The organism is Cyanobacteriota bacterium (assembly GCA_025054735.1).
GTDB lineage: Bacteria > Cyanobacteriota > Cyanobacteriia > SKYG9 > SKYG9 > SKYG9.
Window position 1 is genome coordinate 1 of sequence record JANWZG010000630.1, and the last position, 1455, is coordinate 1455.

At 52.2% G+C, this 1455-nt stretch carries 2 protein-coding genes; one reads left to right on the plus strand and one right to left on the minus strand.

Annotation, left to right across the window (positions count from 1 at the left end):
• The coding region (locus NZ772_18875; GenBank protein MCS6815622.1) for a substrate-binding domain-containing protein at positions 1 to 852 on the plus strand (852 nt) is incomplete at its 5' end.
• A 143-nt stretch (positions 853 to 995) separates the two neighbouring features.
• Here the strand turns inward: NZ772_18875 and NZ772_18880 are convergent.
• Positions 996 to 1319 carry a hypothetical protein gene (locus tag NZ772_18880; GenBank protein MCS6815623.1) on the minus strand — a complete coding sequence of 108 codons (324 nt, stop codon included), beginning with the start codon at positions 1317 to 1319 and terminating at the stop codon, positions 996 to 998.
• Positions 1320 to 1455: the final 136 nt, after the last annotated feature.

Sequence of the window (1455 nt, forward strand, 5' to 3'; positions counted from 1 at the left end):
GGTGGGCGTTGGATTGCTCATCCCCTGCGGGGTAATGATGCCTTTCGTCTAGAGATGATTCCTGCCGATGGTGAGGGAAGTTATGCTAGCTGCTCCAATAGGTTGCGAGTTAGGCTCTTAGATGACTTGGAAAAACTCCACAACACGGTGGTGCTGGCAGGTTGCACACCAGCTCTGTCCCTTTGGGCACGGGCCGCAGAGCGCTGGCACCCGGATTTGCGCGTCCATTGGACCTTTGATAACAGCATGAGTGCGCTGCATCGGCTCTGTCGGGGAGAGGTGCATATAGCTGGAATGCATCTCTATGACCCCATCACGCAGGAACATAACCTACCCTTTGTGCAGGCTGCCCTACAGGATACACCAGCCGTGTTAATTAATCTGGGCATCTGGGAAGAGGGACTCTTAACTCCACTTGGTAATCCCCTAAATCTGCAAACCATAGACGATTTGACTCGACCTGATGTGACGATCGTCAACCGGGAAGAGGGAGCAGGCAGTCGGCAACTTCTAGAGCGATCGCTGCAAGAAGCAGGCATTGATCATCAATTGGTCAAGGGGTTTGAGCAGGTTGTGTATAGCCACCTAGAAGTCGCCAATGCGATCGTCCTGGGTAAGGCATCGGCAGGGGTCAGCACAGCATCAGTTGCCAACGCCTTTGGCTTAGGATTCATTCCCCTCCATCGTTCTCGCTATGACCTAGTGGTGCTCAAATCTCATCTAGAGTCACCCCCCGTGCAGCAGCTACTCAGCACCTTGGGACATCGTCGCGTGTTATCCCAACTGCAAGCGTTGGGTGGCCACGACACCAGCCAAACGGGTGAAGTTGTAGCCACCATCAATCCAGCTTGACCAAGTAGTTGAGGGCACGGGCAAGTTGAGTCGGGAATCAGTCAGCGATCGCGCTTGCTCCTCAGGGCTTTGCAGGTGAGTTAAGGCCGCTGAATTTTCTAGTTTCCATGGGAGCAGGGCATAGTAGCTATCTTTTACCTCCCCTAATCGGCATCTAGGAAAGAGGAGAGGCGATCGCTAGCCAAGCTATCCCGTGCTAACAGAGCATCCATTGTTGTCTGATTCGGCTTTGGAGTTTGAGTATCATCAGCAACCAAGGATAGGTAGGGCTGTAATTCATCCCAAAGGGTAAGCAATTGTGGATATATCTGCTGGTTTGAGAGTTTGCCCCCTGTGTGCAGCCCCACTAGCAGGGATAGCCGATGGGCAAAGACTTGAAGATGACTGTTAAATTCCTGGCTGAGGGGGTCTTTGATACCCCGATAGCGGGCGATCGGGCAGGCAAACTTTTGGAATTGTGGTTTCATGATTACCTCCTTTGCTGGACTTGGTGCGTTGCAGCAGAACTTTTTTCACCACAAAGGCACAAAGGACACAAAGTTGCTTGGTGCACTCAGTATCTTTGTGGTTTGAATCCGCCGGATTAATAGCGGGGACGATGCT

What these genes read in the sequence shown, in the direction of transcription:
- NZ772_18880 (MCS6815623.1), bottom strand. Translation starts at nt 1,319, where the DNA reads ATGAAACCACAATTCCAAAAGTTTGCCTGCCCGATCGCCCGCTATCGG.